Annotated in this window: 1 protein-coding gene; it reads left to right on the plus strand. The window is 65.9% G+C overall.

The genetic code is table 11. The features are described from left to right. A partial coding sequence (locus tag E8D38_RS27910; RefSeq protein WP_140637583.1) for a calcium-binding protein occupies positions 1 to 891 on the plus strand: 891 nt, incomplete at both ends.

The raw sequence follows: 891 nt of genomic DNA on the forward strand, positions 1-891 counted from the left end.
CTGGGCACCAATGCCGACACCATCGTGCTCGGTGCGGGCATCACGCCTGCGGACGTCACGCTCACTCGCTGGTATGACGACCTCGTCATCAGCATCAACGGCACCGATGACAGGCTGACCGTCTCGGGCTACTTCTACAACGACGGGACTTCGGTGTATGCGGTCGAGGCCATCCGCTTTGCGGACGGCACCAGCTGGAGCATCGCAGACGTCAAGGCTCGTGCAATCGCCTCCACCGCAGGCGATGACGGCCTCACCGGCTACGCCACCAACGATGCGCTCAGCGGCGGCGACGGCAACGACACGCTCTCCGGCATGGCGGGCACCGATACGCTCGATGGTGGTGACGGCCGCGACACGCTCGATGGTGGCGATGGCAGCGACACCCTCGTGGGCGGGGCGGGCAACGACAGCCTCACCGGAGGCTCTGGCAACGACACGCTGGACGGTGGGCTCGGCAACGACAGCCTCTCGGGCGGTAGCGGGAGCGATACGCTCGATGGCGGTGTGGGCAACGACACGCTCTATGGCGGCGAGGGGGCCGACACCTATGTGTTCAGCCTGGGCTCCGGACAGGACACCATCAACAACTCCGACGGCGATGCACTGGGCACCAATGCCGACACCATCGTGCTCGGTGCGGGCATCACGCCTGCGGACGTCACGCTCACGCGCTCGTACGACACCCTCATCATCAGCCTCAACGGCACCGATGACCGCCTGAGCGTCTCGAGCTACTTCACCAACGACGGGACTTCGGCGTATGCGGTCGAGGCCATCCGCTTTGCGGACGGCACCAGCTGGAGCATCGCAGACGTCAAGGCCCGTGCGATCGCCTCCACCACAGGCGATGACGGTCTCACCGGTTACGCGACCAATGACGCGCTCAGC

It is taken from the genome of Methylibium rhizosphaerae (genome assembly GCF_006386545.1).
Classification (GTDB): Bacteria; Pseudomonadota; Gammaproteobacteria; order Burkholderiales; family Burkholderiaceae_C; genus Pseudorivibacter; species Pseudorivibacter rhizosphaerae.